This window comes from Vibrio sp. R12-SW3-ISO1 (assembly GCF_059834005.1).
The window spans coordinates 147,122-162,007 of the sequence record NZ_JCBDGK010000041.1; the positions used below are offsets into that span (position 1 = coordinate 147,122).

17 protein-coding genes are annotated in these 14,886 nt (G+C 50.1%); 3 read left to right on the plus strand and 14 right to left on the minus strand.

Features of this window, described 5'->3' with window-relative positions; all coding sequences use genetic code 11:
* Positions 1-5 precede the first annotated feature (5 nt).
* A complete protein-coding gene (purB, locus tag AC6R0R_RS12410; protein ID WP_500626912.1) occupies positions 6-1,376 on the plus strand; it encodes an adenylosuccinate lyase in 1,371 nt (456 codons plus the stop codon).
* 120 nt (positions 1,377-1,496) lie between these two features.
* Here the strand turns inward: purB and AC6R0R_RS12415 are convergent, their stop codons facing one another.
* From AC6R0R_RS12415 to htpX, 9 genes are all read right to left on the minus strand, one after another.
* Positions 1,497-2,030 (minus strand): DUF3833 domain-containing protein, encoded by a 534-nt coding sequence (locus AC6R0R_RS12415; RefSeq protein ID WP_500626913.1) that lies wholly within the window; start codon positions 2,028-2,030, stop codon positions 1,497-1,499.
* On the minus strand, positions 2,027-2,590 hold the full coding sequence (locus AC6R0R_RS12420) for a chalcone isomerase family protein (RefSeq protein ID WP_500626914.1): 564 nt from the start codon (positions 2,588-2,590) through the stop codon (positions 2,027-2,029). Before AC6R0R_RS12420 ends, AC6R0R_RS12415 begins: the two co-directional genes overlap by 4 nt.
* The gene (locus AC6R0R_RS12425; protein WP_500626915.1) at positions 2,574-3,098 is read right to left on the minus strand and encodes a DUF2878 domain-containing protein; all 525 of its coding nucleotides are present in this window, start codon (positions 3,096-3,098) and stop codon (positions 2,574-2,576) included. The genes AC6R0R_RS12420 and AC6R0R_RS12425 overlap by 17 nt, the downstream gene beginning before the upstream one ends.
* A gap of 3 nt (positions 3,099-3,101) precedes the next feature.
* Positions 3,102-4,364: a class I SAM-dependent methyltransferase gene (locus AC6R0R_RS12430; protein WP_500626916.1), complete on the minus strand. Its 1,263-nt coding sequence runs from the start codon at positions 4,362-4,364 to the stop codon at positions 3,102-3,104.
* Between the two features lie 100 nt (positions 4,365-4,464).
* Positions 4,465-5,250, minus strand: coding sequence for a DUF1365 domain-containing protein (locus tag AC6R0R_RS12435; RefSeq protein ID WP_500626917.1), 786 nt, complete (start codon positions 5,248-5,250; stop codon positions 4,465-4,467).
* A complete protein-coding gene (locus AC6R0R_RS12440; protein WP_500626918.1) occupies positions 5,250-6,551 on the minus strand; it encodes an NAD(P)/FAD-dependent oxidoreductase in 1,302 nt (433 codons plus the stop codon). Before AC6R0R_RS12440 ends, AC6R0R_RS12435 begins: the two co-directional genes overlap by 1 nt.
* 47 nt (positions 6,552-6,598) lie before the next feature.
* The gene (locus AC6R0R_RS12445) at positions 6,599-7,327 is read right to left on the minus strand and encodes an SDR family NAD(P)-dependent oxidoreductase (RefSeq protein ID WP_500626919.1); all 729 of its coding nucleotides are present in this window, start codon (positions 7,325-7,327) and stop codon (positions 6,599-6,601) included.
* On the minus strand, positions 7,324-7,743 hold the full coding sequence (locus AC6R0R_RS12450; RefSeq protein ID WP_500626920.1) for a nuclear transport factor 2 family protein: 420 nt from the start codon (positions 7,741-7,743) through the stop codon (positions 7,324-7,326). Before AC6R0R_RS12450 ends, AC6R0R_RS12445 begins: the two co-directional genes overlap by 4 nt.
* A gap of 214 nt (positions 7,744-7,957) precedes the next feature.
* Positions 7,958-8,818, minus strand: coding sequence for a protease HtpX (gene htpX, locus AC6R0R_RS12455; protein ID WP_500626921.1), 861 nt, complete (start codon positions 8,816-8,818; stop codon positions 7,958-7,960).
* Between the two features lie 370 nt (positions 8,819-9,188).
* Here htpX and AC6R0R_RS12460 point away from each other — a divergent pair, with 370 nt between their 5' ends.
* Positions 9,189-9,356 carry a hypothetical protein gene (locus AC6R0R_RS12460; protein ID WP_334550797.1) on the plus strand — a complete coding sequence of 56 codons (168 nt, stop codon included), beginning with the start codon at positions 9,189-9,191 and terminating at the stop codon, positions 9,354-9,356.
* Positions 9,357-9,456: 100 nt separating this feature from the next.
* On the opposite strand, the gene bioD is transcribed toward AC6R0R_RS12460, so the two are convergent.
* Genes bioD through bioB form a run of 4 tightly spaced genes read right to left on the minus strand, consistent with a single transcriptional unit; the run spans position 9,457 to position 13,211 of the window.
* A complete protein-coding gene (gene bioD, locus AC6R0R_RS12465) occupies positions 9,457-10,164 on the minus strand; it encodes a dethiobiotin synthase (protein WP_500626922.1) in 708 nt (235 codons plus the stop codon).
* On the minus strand, positions 10,161-11,003 hold the full coding sequence (bioC, locus tag AC6R0R_RS12470) for a malonyl-ACP O-methyltransferase BioC (RefSeq protein WP_500626923.1): 843 nt from the start codon (positions 11,001-11,003) through the stop codon (positions 10,161-10,163). Before bioC ends, bioD begins: the two co-directional genes overlap by 4 nt.
* On the minus strand, positions 10,991-12,172 hold the full coding sequence (gene bioF / locus AC6R0R_RS12475; protein WP_500626924.1) for an 8-amino-7-oxononanoate synthase: 1,182 nt from the start codon (positions 12,170-12,172) through the stop codon (positions 10,991-10,993). The genes bioC and bioF overlap by 13 nt, the downstream gene beginning before the upstream one ends.
* Positions 12,159-13,211 carry a biotin synthase BioB gene (bioB, locus tag AC6R0R_RS12480; RefSeq protein ID WP_500626925.1) on the minus strand — a complete coding sequence of 351 codons (1,053 nt, stop codon included), beginning with the start codon at positions 13,209-13,211 and terminating at the stop codon, positions 12,159-12,161. The genes bioF and bioB overlap by 14 nt, the downstream gene beginning before the upstream one ends.
* Positions 13,212-13,340: 129 nt before the next feature.
* Here bioB and bioA point away from each other — a divergent pair, with 129 nt between their 5' ends.
* Positions 13,341-14,633 (plus strand): adenosylmethionine--8-amino-7-oxononanoate transaminase, encoded by a 1,293-nt coding sequence (gene bioA, locus AC6R0R_RS12485; RefSeq protein WP_500626926.1) that lies wholly within the window; start codon positions 13,341-13,343, stop codon positions 14,631-14,633.
* Between the two features lie 46 nt (positions 14,634-14,679).
* Here bioA and AC6R0R_RS12490 read toward each other — a convergent pair.
* A partial coding sequence (locus AC6R0R_RS12490; RefSeq protein ID WP_500626927.1) for a DUF2057 family protein occupies positions 14,680-14,886 on the minus strand: 207 nt, incomplete at its 5' end.

The following is a 14,886-nucleotide window of genomic DNA, read 5'->3' on the forward strand; positions in this document are numbered from 1 at the left end:
ACATCATGGAACTGTCAGCACTGACTGCTGTTTCACCCGTAGACGGCCGTTACGGTAGCAAGACAATTGCACTTCGCAGCATCTTTAGTGAGTTTGGTCTACTAAAGTACCGCTCTATCGTTGAAATTCGTTGGTTACAAAAGCTCGCAGCGACCGATGCCATCGCAGAAGTTCCTGCCTTCAGTGCAGAAGCGAACCAGTTCCTTGATGACCTAGCGGCCAACTTCTCAGAAGAGGACGCGGCTCGCATCAAAGAGATTGAGCGCACCACTAACCACGACGTCAAAGCCGTTGAGTATTTCCTTAAAGAGAAAGTCGCCGGCGTTCCTGAACTGCATGCCGTGAACGAATTCATTCACTTTGCATGTACATCAGAAGACATCAACAACACCTCTCACGCTCTTATGCTTAAAGAAGCGCGTGACAGCGTGATTCTTCCTGAAATCAAAAATATCATTGATGCGATCAAAGCACTGGCTGTCGAGTACCGCGACATCCCGCTACTCTCTCGTACTCACGGTCAACCAGCATCACCGACCACTATGGGTAAAGAGATGGCGAATGTGGCGTACCGTATGGAGCGTCAATACAAGCAGATCGAAAATGTTGAGATTCTCGCGAAAATCAACGGCGCAGTAGGTAACTACAACGCGCATCTTTCCGCCTACCCTGAGCTTGATTGGCACCAGTTCTCTGAAGAGTTCATTACGCAATCTCTTGGCGTAACGTGGAACCCATACACGACGCAGATCGAACCGCACGATTACATCGCAGAACTGTTTGATGCCATCGCACGTTTCAACACCATCCTTATCGATTTCGATCGTGACGTTTGGGGTTACATCGCACTGGGTCACTTCAAGCAAAAAACCATTGCTGGTGAAATTGGTTCTTCAACCATGCCACACAAGGTGAACCCAATCGACTTTGAAAACTCAGAAGGCAACCTAGGTTTAGCGAACGCGGTATTTGGCCACCTAGCACAAAAACTGCCTATCTCTCGTTGGCAACGTGACCTAACGGATTCTACCGTGCTACGTAACCTTGGTGTGGGTGTGGGTTACGCAATCATTGCGTACACGTCGACCCTAAAAGGCATCAGCAAACTGGAAGTGAACCGTGAAGCCCTGCTTGCTGAGCTAGACACAAACTGGGAAGTGCTTGCGGAGCCTGTGCAAACCGTTATGCGTCGTTACGGTATTGAGAAGCCATACGAGAAGCTAAAAGAGCTCACTCGTGGTAAGCGCGTTGATGGTGAAGCAATGCGTCATTTCATCGACGGTCTAGAGCTTCCAGAGCACGAAAAAGCGCGTCTGAAAGAGATGACACCTGCGAACTACATTGGTCAAGCCATCGAGCTGACTGACAAGCTGTAAGCGAGCGTTCTCGCAGCAACAATCAAAAGACTTTGCCTCGGCAAAGTCTTTTTCATTTCTGGCGTTTTCATTTCAGAGTATCTGAGCTTCGCTTAGATATGAGGACTGTTCAAGGCACGCCTACTGCTTTTGGAAGAAGAGCGTGATTTGCCCCACTTCCATCCCCCATTTCTTTATCTTGGTCAGGTTGAATACGTGCCGTTCATCTTGTCGATATAGCCAATCATCAAAACTGACCGACACACTGCCGTCATCCAATTGCAGTTCAAAATCGTATTGCCATTGCAGCGCATTACCGACTTCTCTTCCGCGGGCGGTACCGATGATGTCATCGGCTTTTCCGGTGTAGCGACCAGCGTCACTGCGTGTTATCGTCCAGATACGCTGACTCAACTCGCCATCATCAAAACGAAAATCTTCCACCAGCGTCAACGTGTCACCCTCTACGGTTCCGTCAATAGTGACAAAAAAACGCCGAGTCTGTTTATCTGTATAGTCTTGCACCATACCCCACGCGTGGGTTTCGCCTTGAAAATAGTCGAACAAATCAAAAGCGGGACTGCTAGTTTGGTAATCATCAATATCGGCGCTACACCCCACTAATACGACACTCAAAAGTATCGCCGCTAAACGAGCACCTAAACGAGATATCATCGCTGCTTTCCTATCAGTTGTTGACGCAATCTTGGGTAGTCAGTGTTGGGGGAAAGCCATATTGAGACAAACGCATCATTAAAGGCTTCATCGTCGATAATACCAATGCGCTGCGTATCCGACTGACGCGTATAATAAAACTCACCCACTTGACCGTTGGTCACATAGGTTAAGTTGTGCCCCTGTTCGATGTTGGGGAAAACCTCGGCCAAACGAGTCAACCAACCTTGTGCAACCTCTTCTCTGTAGCCGAGTTTTTGCCACTGCTCCATCGTGGCATTGAGTAACTGATCTTGACTGATGTTACGCTGATAGGTAATCGAAAGCGCGAGTGGATGAGGCGTCACGTCGTCACTTTCCCGGTATTGACCATTGGGCGCGCGTAACTCCGACTGGTAAATATCAAAAAAGAACATGGAAAGCTGCGCCTGACCGACCACCGGCCAGTGTGACCATAGCGCGCTCTGCGTCTGTTCATTATCTCCCCCTGAAACGTGTCCCGCTGAAATGGAGGCGTGCGCGTATTGAGACAAGCACAGCACGCTAATCAGGAATGTCATGACCTTTTTCATTGCCGTATATCCTTAACATCAAACCTATCACCACCATCCACTGACCAAAAAGAATCAGTAAACTGAGTGTGGGAGAATAGCCGAATTCAACCGCACCAAGCCGCTCTCCCGCCCAATAACTCAAAGCGCCCGAGAGCCCTCCTATCACTGTTACGATCCAACTGGGGTATGTGTTCACCAAGGGCAACAAAAAAGTGCTGTACCAGATGAATATCGCCCAAAGCGCCGATAGCCAAATCGGTATCAACCAAGTTGAATGCATCGCGTACTCGAACCGCAGTACCCCCGCAAGCATATTGACACTGTCGATGCCAATACCAACAGCGAAAACGATACCAACAAAACTCAAAGGCAACGGCTTAGCTGACACCCCTATGGTGACCGCATAAGTCGCCACCACCAGCGCAACCAACCACCATTGCCACGCCTCATTGCCTAATACTGCGAGCAGCCAAAGCGCTTGAAACCAGCTCGATATCAGCAGTAAACGAATCATCAGTTATGGTCGCTGAAATGTCATATGAACGGTGCTGATGCTCTTGGCTTTAAAGCCCCCTTCGCAATAGCAGAAGTAATAGTTCCACATGCGAATAAAACGCTCATCAAACCCTAAGTGTTTGACGCGCGCCAGCGAACCATTAAAGCGTCGATGCCAGTGGTTGAGCGTTTGCGCGTAGTCCTGACCAATATCGAATAGGTTTCGCAGCACCAAGTCACTGTGTTTAGTGGTGGTTTGTGTCAAGGCTGTGATGGATGGCAGAAATCCTCCCGGGAAGATGTATTTCTGGATAAAATCCACATTGTCGCTGTAATAGTCATAGCGCTGATCGGCAATGGTGATCGCTTGAATGGCCATCAATCCACCCGGGCGCAGTAGAGACTGACACTTCTCGATATAAGAGCGCAGATACTGTTTACCGACGGCCTCTATCATCTCGATAGATACCAATTTATCGAACTCCCCCTCAAGCAGACGATAATCTTGCTTGAGCAAAGTAATATTATCCTGCAAGCCAAGTGCTTCTATCCGGCTCGCGGCGTATTGATATTGTTGCTCAGAGATAGTGGTTGTGGTCACATGGCACCCGTAGGTCGTCGCCATGTAGATGGCCATCGCGCCCCAACCCGTGCCGATTTCAATCACTCGGTCTTGCTCATTGAGCTGCAATTCCTGACAGAGTCTCTCCATCTTATTGATCTGCGCTTGTTCTAATGAGTCACTTGGGTCAGTAAACAGCGCCGAAGAGTAGAGCATCTCTTTGTCGAGGAAGGTTTGATATAACTCGTTGCTCAAATCATAGTGCGCTTCAATGTTCTTCTGCGCCTTCTCAACCGTATTGCGATTTAACCAATGGCCGAGCTTATAGAGGGTTTTAGAGAGTAAGCTGCTGCGACTTTCCAAGGCATCCAATGCGGATAAGTTCTTCGCCATCAATTCCATCACTTGGGTCAGATTCGGGCTGTCCCACCAGCCATCCATATAGGCTTCACCTGCTGCAATGCTGCCCCCCTTGAGTAGACGCGCGTAAAAGCCGGGGTGCTTAACTTCAACAACGGCATTGGGTCCATTATCTAAGTGCTGATTGGATCCGTGATGCTGACCAAACGTCTCTTGTCTTTGACTGCCATCACTGTCACTAAACACTTCTCGTATGGTCAATGTCCCGACCTGAAGATGGGACAGCGTCGAAAAGGCGAGATTACGCGCCGTTTTTTGCACAGTGGTCAGCGCTCTTGGTATGGGCATTACTTGCGAATTCATTGTTCTCTTTGCTCCTTGCAACATGTCCGGCGGACTCTGTTTTGTGCGTACATTTGTCTTTGTTTTAGGTGCTAGGGTTTTAGATGGCTAAACGCCTTGGCTAGCTGTTGGTCTCTTTGTCTTGGTAGCCGGGTTCTTGGGAACCGGGGTGAGAGTAAAAAGGGGCCCCTTTCACCCACAGTTTCAACGCGTGCCAATAAATACCTATCACCACTTTTACTGCCATAATCGGCGTTGCGATCAATCGCTTAGCGAGTTGAGTGGAGGTAAGAGGCTGTTTTCGCATCACCATCGTGGCATCAAACACTTTGGTTCGCGTTGTCTCCTCCCCATCACTATGACATTCAAGATGGACAAACAGAGACTCAGCAAGCGGTTTAAGACGCCATAGATAAGTCTGTTTAATTGGGTTAAACGGTGACACATGAAAAGCCTTATCATGACGCCAAGTGTTAGCATCATTGGCATCCACCGCGTAGTAATGGCGCTCGTTCCAAGGCGTGTTGGAGACCTCTGCCAATAAGTAGCGCCATTGCCCTTGTTCATCATAAAGGTAGTAAAAATTGACCGGGCTGAAGTAAATACCGAGGTATCTAAGATGGAGGACGGCTTCAACGCGACCTCTAAGGGTAACGCCCGACAGCTGTTTGACTTTCTCTTGCACCGCCACCTTGAGACTGCCCTCGCCAACATAGTCACTGCGTTTGAATCTCGCCCAGTGCCACCAGCGTGTACCAAATGCCCAGACTCTGCTCTCCAGCGCCTCTAGTTCATCCAAATCGATGCACGGCATAAAGAGCGGATAGTTGAGACTGTGCGAGATGGGCGAAAAACGCCGATGTCTCACATCCCCCACCAGCAGTGCACTGCGCAACGCGTCTGTCATTAGGCTGCACCTCGTTTCGTCTGCGCAAGGGCTTCGATACCGCGAACCACATCCAGTGCACTGCGTACACCATCCTCGTGGAATCCGTTGTACCAGTAAGCGCCGCAAAACCAGCTTTGACTTTGCCCGTTGACTTCCTCTCTGCGACCCTGGGCGTTGAGAGATTCCGTATTGAACACTGGATGATGATAATTGAAGGTACGCAGCACTTTGCTCGGCTTGATATGCTCTGCGCTGTTAAGTGAAACGCAAAAGGTCACCGGCGCTTCAATGTGCTGAAGAATGTTCATGTTGTAAGTCAGCGTCGGTGCGCGAGTGTGCTGACCGTCTCCACCTTCAATCCAGTAGTTCCAAGACGCCCATGCTGCCTTGCGAGTCGGCAGCAACGCCTCGTCTGTGTGCAAAATCACTTCGTTGGCTTGATAGGCAAGATGGCTCAGCACGGATGTTTCGCTTTCACTCGCATCAGCCAACATCGCGAGGGCTTGATCACTGTGACAAGCAAAAATAACCTGATCGAAACGTTCAGACTGGCGCTGCTCGCTTTGCGTCGCGTTTCTATCAACATAATGAATCGTCACGCCTGCCGAATCACGCGTGACACGAGTGACAGGCGTGTTCAAACGAATTCTCTCTTTGAAGCCTTTGGTCAGCGGAGCAATGTACTCACGCGATCCTCCCTCAATCACATACCATTGCGGGCGGTTGGTGACGTCCAGCAAGCCGTGATTGAGGAAAAAGCGGGCGAAGAAACCGAGTGGGAAGGCGCGCATATCCGCCAACGTTGATGACCAAATCGCGGCGCCCATCGGCAAAATATAATTCGTACAAAAATAGTCACTGAATTCATGCTGGGTAAGAAACTCGCCAAGCGTCAGTGAACTCTCTTGACTGGCCTGTGCTTGCGCTTTCACCAAACGGTTGAAGCGCAAAATCTCGAAAATAAAACGATAGAACTGCGGGCGAAGCCAGTTTCGCTTCTGGGCAAACAAGGTCGTGAGTGTGTGGCCGTTATACTCCAGTCCAGTGTCGTCGTTTCTCACACTGAAGCTCATCTGGCTCGGTCTGCCAAGCACGCCAATCTCCTGCATCAACTGGATGAAATTGGGGTAAGTGCGATCGTTGTAAACAATAAAGCCGGTATCTACCGCGTAGGTGCGCCCTTCAACCTCCACATCCACCGTGGCGGTATGCCCACCTACATAGTCGTTAGCTTCAAACACGGTGATGTCGTGGTTTGGGTGTAGGTAGTAACCACAGGTTAAACCTGAAATACCCGAGCCGATGATTGCTATTTTCATTGTTGTTATCCTTGTTCCCTATCCTGTTATCTATGCCGCGAATGCGTTCAACGCGAGCCAAGTAGTCGCCTGACCAGCGCGGTTTGCCAACGATAAGGCAACGCACCAAACACGCGCAGTAGCGTGGTGAATCGTTTGGGGAAATAGAGCGTCGACACCCCCTTTTCCAAACCTCGTCGAATTGAGTCCGATGCCGATTGCACCGAAACCATCATCGGCATATCAAACGTGTTTTTGTCCGTGAGCGGCGTTTTGACAAAGCCTGGAAAAATGATCGTGACATCAACGCCTTTGGGCTTGAGATCCAGCTGCAGCGTGCGGGCGAGATAGCTAACCGCCGCTTTCGAGGCGCCATAAGCTTCTGCCCTTGGCAAGGCGACTTCACTGGCGATCGAGCCCAAAATCGCGACACGTTGCCCTGGCGAAAAACGCGATTGCGCGGCGGTGACAAGATTGACCACCCCCATCACATTAATCGCAAAAATGTGCTCGAACAGAGCAGCTTCCATCACACCATCATCGATGTACTCACAATCTCCGGCGCTGAGCAGCCATACGTCCGGTGTGTTCTCGAGGGATTCGATGGCTTGAGTGGTCTGCGCGAGATCGGTGACATCAAACCGCAGCGGCGTTATCGTCTCAAATTGCTGCGCCAGCTCTGCGAGCGCTTGCTCGTTTCGACCACAAGCGATCACCTGCCAATGGTCGCGGGCGTAATCCATCGCCAGCTGCTTGCCGATGCCAGAGGTCGCCCCCGTGATGAGAATGCTCTTCATTGTCCGAGCCTCTGTTTGATCGATTTAATGACGCTACCCAAAATAGGCAAGTTCTCGTACAACATTTCACCGAGGTCGAAATAGTCGCGATGGTAAATCACTTTGCCATCGGCAAATTTAAGATGAGACACGCCATTGACAGCAACAGGCTTGCCTTTGGACAATTTGGGGTGTTCCAACGTCATCACCCAAGTTAAAAAACCCATATCGCCGCTTTGTTGGGCGTGCTGAATATCAAACTCGCAGCGCTGGACATTGCTATAAAGCGACTGGAAGTAACGCTCGAGCTCAGGCCAGCCTTCCATTCGATGAGCGGCATCTTCAAATACCACATTTTGGTGATAGACCTGCTCAAGCAACACCAGATTATGCTTATCGAGTTGCTGATAGATATTGCTGACTGACTGGACGTCCATTTCGCCTCCATCTTACATTCATACAAGTTATACACTTTTATTTAATGTACAACTTATATAACCTTAGTTGAACATCAAAAGTTGTACAAATTATTTTTTGTACAACTTTCTACTGCCAGCTTGTACGTCTGATTAGCGAATAAGATCAAAAAAAGGCTTGGTGATAAACCAAGCCTTTTCAGTCAATTAAGTTGTCTTTATGACGAGATAAGCGTTATGAGTTGCGCAGTGCGGCGATGCGCTTATCCAGTGGAGGGTGGCTCATTAACAGTTCGGTCATTGAGCGTTTACCGTTAATACCAAAGGCCATCATCGACCCTTCGAGTTGAGACTCGTGGCTCACTTTAAGGCGCTCAAGTGCGGCAATCATCTTGTGTTTGCCAACCAAATTCGCCGCACCCGCATCGGCGTGGAACTCACGGTGACGGCTGTACCACATGGTAATAAAGCTCGCGAGGAAACCAAACACCAATTCCAACACCATAGAGACGCCGAAGTAGACCATCATGCTACTGCCTCCCTCCTCGTCTCGGTTCGACGAGACGATATTGGCAATAAAGCGTGACAAGAAGATCACAAAGGTATTCACCACACCTTGCATCAAGGTCATGGTGACCATATCACCGTTGGCAATGTGGCTCACTTCGTGTGCCAACACGGCTTCCGCTTCATCGCGGGTCATGTTGTGCAAAAGACCGGTCGATACCGCGACCAGAGAGTCATCACGCTTAGCGCCTGTCGCAAAAGCATTAATATCAGGAGCGTCATAAATGGCCACCGTCGGCATACCGATGCCCACTTGGTCAGATTGACGCTTTACGGTTTCAAGCAGCCAGTGCTCTGTTTCGTTACGTGGGCTCTCAATCACCATACCACCCACGGAGCGAAGCGCCATACTCTTAGACATCAAGAGAGAAATGAACGAACCGCCGAAACCAAATACCGCTGCCATCACCAGCAAGCCCGATAGGCTACCTGGCTGCAAACCGGTGGTCGCATAAACGATATTAAGCACCACACTCAGCACAAGGATAACGGCTAAGTTGGTCGCTAGAAATAACATGACACGCTTCATTATTTACTCTTCTCCACGCAAAAGCTGACAGTGAACAGATCCATCGCCTGTTCTGAATGAACTGTTACGAATGACCTGTTGTAGATGAATTGTGGGCACATTGACTCAATATCAATACCTAGGATAGGAATTATTTCAGGCTAAGTATGACACACACCACAATTTATCAGGGATAAAGAGAGTGTATTCCTTTTCTCAATAACGTTAAGTGGCAAATTGAAACATTTGATGTCACAGCACTTTTTCGCCTCTATCTTGAATCAATCAACAGACTAACCAAACACCATTAGACTTTGGTCTTATTGCTGCATCTTGGTTTCATGGTAGATTTCAAACAGATTTTCACTTCCATGGATAAGGGAACGACATCATGGTTGAAACTAACAACTATCAAATGGCTATTGATATGCTTCGTTGTCACTTAGGATTGTCTGAGGATGAGGCCAAACAGCAACTGGGATTAGCCTTGGGGCAATCAGCGCAGAACCACGCAATGGAAATGCAACAAGCCATGCTGGGGCTAAACGAAGAGCAGTAAACGGCAACGACATAAACGCATCGGATAAAGACGCAACGAGAAAGGGCAGCCACACGGCTGCCCTTTTTGTCTCTTCAGTGCGGTTATCGCCTAAAACCGATCACACTTCTAACAAAGGTGAGGTCGCATCAGCAATCAACGGCTCAACATTGATGTATTTTGCCAAATCTTTGCGTTTGACGCTCGGCACATACGGAATCTCGCCGATTTTAGGTGCGTCAATCTTGTTCTCAAGCATTTCAATGATGTCACGATAGTGCTCTGTGCCCGGATTGACACGGTTTGCAACCCAACCGATGACGTCAAGACCATCGGCTTTAATGGCATCTAACGTCAACATAGCGTGACTCAAACAGCCCAGCTTAATACCCACCACCAGTACCACCGGCAGCTTTTCTTGCACGACCCAAGTCGACAAACAGTCACTCTCAGACACAGGTACGCGCCAGCCGCCCGCCCCTTCGACAAGGACCATCTGCGCATTTTGCTTGTGTTGCGCTAACTTATCGCTCAGCACCGCGTAATCAATCGTCACATTTTCGCGCTGCGCCGCAATATGTGGTGACGCAGGTAGCGCTAGCGCATACGGGTTGACGTCTTCATAAGCGACATCCAACGTTGCAGCGCTTTGTAAATAGAGCGCGTCTGAGTTACGCAGTCCAAATTCTGTCTGTTCGCTTCCAGCCGCGACCGGCTTGTAGCCAATTGTCTTCATTCCTTTCTCGGCTAAAGCGTTGAGGATTGCTTTAGAAGCAACCGTTTTGCCTACATCGGTATCCGTACCAGCAATAAAAAAAGCATCAATCATCGATGTATAACCCCTAAACAAACCTGATAAGTTGCGGGTAACAACCCCTCTTGGTTTTGAAATACCTGGTACGCTTGCTCTAACTTTCTAAGCGTTTGGCGACTCATGAGTCCCGGTGAGCGACCGCTCACATGGTTTGCGCCAATGCCCTTTAAATCACGCATTAGAGAAAAAGCAGTCTCATACCACACTGTGACAGCGGGCAAGTCTAGATGATGGTGGGGTGATTCAGATTGCGCTAACGCAAGTTTTAACTGATTGACGGTAATAAAATCGTTAACGTGTTGATATGAATCAATATTACGCCATGCGCTTTTAAACTCATCGAGCGATCCATCCAGCAAAGTCGAAAATACAATCTCACCGCCCTTTTTCACTACGCGGCGCATTTCTTTAAGTGGCAGAGCCAAGTCCTCGCACCACTGCAAAGCCAAGCTTGAGAACACGTAATCCACACTGCCCGCTTGCAGCGGCAACTGTTCGGCATCGCCCAATTGATAGTGCATGTTCACGTCACCGCAGCGCGTCTTAGCGGCGTCCAACATATCCGGAGAGAGATCAAGACAGATCACCTTAGCCCCGCGCTGTTGTAGTTGCCAAGAGAAATACCCCGTCCCGCAACCGACATCCAGCACGACTTGACCACTCAAATCGCTGGGCATGCGTGCAAGCAGTCTCTCACCCACATCACGCTGGAAAGCCGCATGGGCATCGTAGGTGGCGGATGCTTTGCTAAACGCATCACGAATCGCGGATTTATCGCTCACTGCTTTATCGCTGACTGTTTTGACGCTCACCGGTGTAAGAGGATGTGGGGAAGGTGTCTTTACCGCGTGCATGAGTGTCCTCGTCCCGTGGGTTTTCTTGCGCCTTTGATGGCTTGGGCCAACTGATGAATGTGCGTTTTGGTATGATTGGCGGTTAAAGTAATGCGTAGCCGCGCGCTGCCTTTGGGTACGGTTGGCGGGCGAATGGCGGTCAACCATATACCTTGCTGTTTCAGCTGTGAGGCGGTGGCCACCGCATCGTCACTCTCGCCAATGAGCCAAGGCTTGATGGGTGTCGGCGTTGACACATATCCAGGTTCGTCACTAAGAAGTTGATCGTACAGTGCCGTCAACTCAGCTAACTTATCTCTTCGCCACTGCTGCTGCTCAATGATCTCGCTCGCTTTATGCAGCGCGACCGCTTGCGCCCCGGGCATGGCTGTCGAGTAGATATAATGGCGAGCAAATTGCGTCAAGTAATCGGCCAATTCGTCATGACACAGAATCGCCGCACCTGAGAGCCCAAACGCTTTACCAAAGGTGACAATCAACACCTGTGGTTTGATGCCCGCATGTTGGCAGCTGCCGCGTCCACCTTCGCCGAGCACGCCGATACCGTGGGCGTCATCCACCGCAAGCCATGCCTGTTGCTCTGTGAGCTCGCTGATCCCTTGAAGCGGCGCAAGATCGCCATCCATGCTAAACACACCTTCGGTGACGACAAGGGTGGCAGTCTCTGGAGCGACGGTGTTCAATACCTGACGCAAATGCGCCATATCGTTGTGTTTAAAGCGCTTCATGGTCGCAGGACAGAGTACCCCTGCTTCCATCAAGGATGCGTGGTTGAGCTTGTCTTGAATCAGCACATCGTCTTGCTGAAGTAAACTCAATAGCAGCGCTTGATTAGCGGCAAAACCGGAGCTGAACAGCACCGCTCTCTCATAGCCTAGCCATTCACACAGCCGCTCTCGCAGCGCTTGATGCGCGCCGCCATGACCTGTCACCAATGGCGATGCGCCAGAGCCATTGCCATAGACGGTGATGCCTTGCTGCCAGGCTTGCCCAATAGTGGCGTTCGTCGCAAGACCAAGATAGTCGTTGCTGGAAAAATTCAAGTATCGGCGCTCGTTATCAGCAATCTCCACCTGATTGCCACCGTGCAAAGTGCGTGTCTGACGCAGTAAGCCCTGCGAGCGGCGCTCGGCCAGCGCAGCGCGCACGCGAGAATCAAACGCTGGCATCGTAGAACAGGTCGTCTTTGGCTGGGCGAGCTGCCACACGTTCAACAACGCGATCCAGCAGATCGTTCTCTTCTATTTCATCCGGCTTTTGCGACACCTGTTGACTGTTAATGCCCAGCTTTTTGAACAGCAGCATATCTTTGTCTTCGGATGGGTTTGGCGTAGTCAGCAGTTTGCAACCATAAAACACCGAGTTGGCCCCGGCCATAAAGCACAGTGCTTGCATCTGCTCGTTCATATTTTCACGTCCAGCAGAGAGGCGTACTGCAGAGCGCGGCATCATAATGCGCGCAATGGCAATTAAGCGGATGAAATCAAACGGTTCGACGTCCTCGACCTCTTCCAGTGGGGTCCCTTTGACCTTAACGAGCATATTAATCGGCACACTCTCAGGGTGTGTCGGCAGATTAGCCAGTTCAACCAGTAAGCCCGCTCGGTCATTGGCGCTCTCACCCATGCCAATAATGCCACCGGAGCAAATCTTCATGCCTGCGTCACGCACGTGTGACAGAGTATCCAGTCTATCTTGATAAGTGCGAGTGGTAATGATGTTGCCGTAGAACTCTGGCGAGGTATCTAAGTTGTGGTTGTAGTAGTCAAGACCAGCCTGTGAGAGCTCCTTCGCCTGATCGGCCGTCAACATGCCCAGAGTCATACAGGTCTCAAGCCCCATCTCTTTGACGCCTTTGACCATCTCGGTGAGATGAGGCATGTCACGCTGTTTGGGGTTCTTCCATGCGGCGCCCATACAGAAACGTGTAGAACCCGCGTTTTTCGCTTTTTGCGCAGCATCGAGTACCCGCTCGACTTCCATCAATCGCTCTTTTTCGATGTCAGTTTGGTAACGTGCACTTTGCGGACAATATTTGCAATCTTCCGGGCAAGCGCCGGTTTTGATCGACAGCAGGGTACTCACCTGCACATGATTGGCCTGCTGATAGTGGCGATGGACGGTTTGCGCTTCAAAGACTAAGTCCATGAATGGCTTTTCCATGAGCGCACGGACTTGCTCGACAGTCCAGTTATGACGTACTTCCACCTGCTTTCCTTTTTATTATTGGATTGATTTCTCGTCAGTCTACTGACACCATACGCACTGTCAACACAATAAAAACACGCAGGTTTACATCTGCTTAATATTTGAACTTTAATTTATTAAGGGACTTTGATGGATCTCGCCTTTGATCGCCGCCATATCTGGCATCCGTACACTTCTACTCTCACACCTCTGACCTGCTATCCTGTTCGTAGCGCAAAGGGTATCTATCTTGAATTAGAGAGCGGAGAACATCTAGTCGATGGCATGTCGTCTTGGTGGGCTGCGATTCATGGCTACAATCACCCTGTGTTAAACCGCGCCGCCCATGAACAAATTGACACCCTCTCTCATGTGATGTTTGGTGGCATCACCCATCAACCGGCGATCACCTTGTGTCAAGCGCTGCTTGAGCTCGCACCGGATAATCTTGAACAGGTGTTTCTTGCTGATTCTGGTTCGGTGGCAGTCGAAGTCAGCCTAAAAATGGCGCTGCAATATTGGCATGCGAAAGGTGAGCCACGCTCAAAGTTTCTCACCCTTCGAGATGGCTACCATGGCGATACCTTTGCGGCAATGTCGGTAACCGATCCTGACAACTCAATGCATTCACTGTATAAAGGCTTTCTTCCTGAGCATATTTTTGCTCGCTCGCCTCAAACGGGCTTCTGGCAAACGTGGCAACCCAGTGATCTGGACGATTTTCGTCACCAACTCACTAATCATCATCAAGAGATAGCGGCGGTCATTCTTGAGCCCATAGTGCAAGGTGCGGGAGGCATGCGCATTTATCACCCAGAATTTCTAAAAGGCGTACGCCAACTGTGTGACGACTATGGCGTACTGCTGATATTGGATGAAATCGCCACAGGATTTGGCCGTACAGGCAAGCTGTTTGCCTGCGAACACGCCGAGGTTCAGCCAGACATCCTCTGTGTCGGCAAAGCGCTTACCGGAGGGTACATGACGTTATCGGCCACGCTCACCACTCGCCACGTTGCTGATACCGTCTGCTCGGGCGAAGCGGGCTGCTTTATGCACGGCCCTACTTTTATGGGCAACCCCCTCGCCTGCGCCGTCGCGAGTGCCAGTATGGCGTTGTTAAAAAAGGGCGAATGGCAAACACAAGTTGCGGGCATCGAACGTCAGTTTGCCTCACTACTACCGAGACTAAAAAAACATAAAAAGGTCAAAGACGTGCGCTGGCTCGGCGCGATTGGTGTGGTAGAGACGACAACCACTGTGGATATGGAAAACATCCAAGCGCATTTTGTTGCGCAAGGTGTCTGGATACGCCCATTCGGACGTCTAATCTATATGATGCCGCCGTTTATCAGCGAACCTGAGCATATTGAGAAGTTGGTGATAGCAGTAGAGAACGCGCTAGAGAAAGAGGTGTGTTTTAAAACTCAAACTAAATCCTAGTTCCTAAAACCCAAAATCTAGGAACTAGGAACTAGACACTAGGAACTTACTCCTGATCAATCATCCAGCGGCGGAAAGCTTTGCGCTCTTCGGTGGAAGATTTTAGGTACCAGGCTTTGAGTTGCTCAAGACTGTTGGTGTCAACACTAGGCATAGCCTCACTTCCTTGCTTCGACTCGGTTTCAGGGGCTAACTCAGCGCTGGCGACTAGAGCAGCACTTGCAGCAAATACCACACCTCTCGCTTGGTTGTG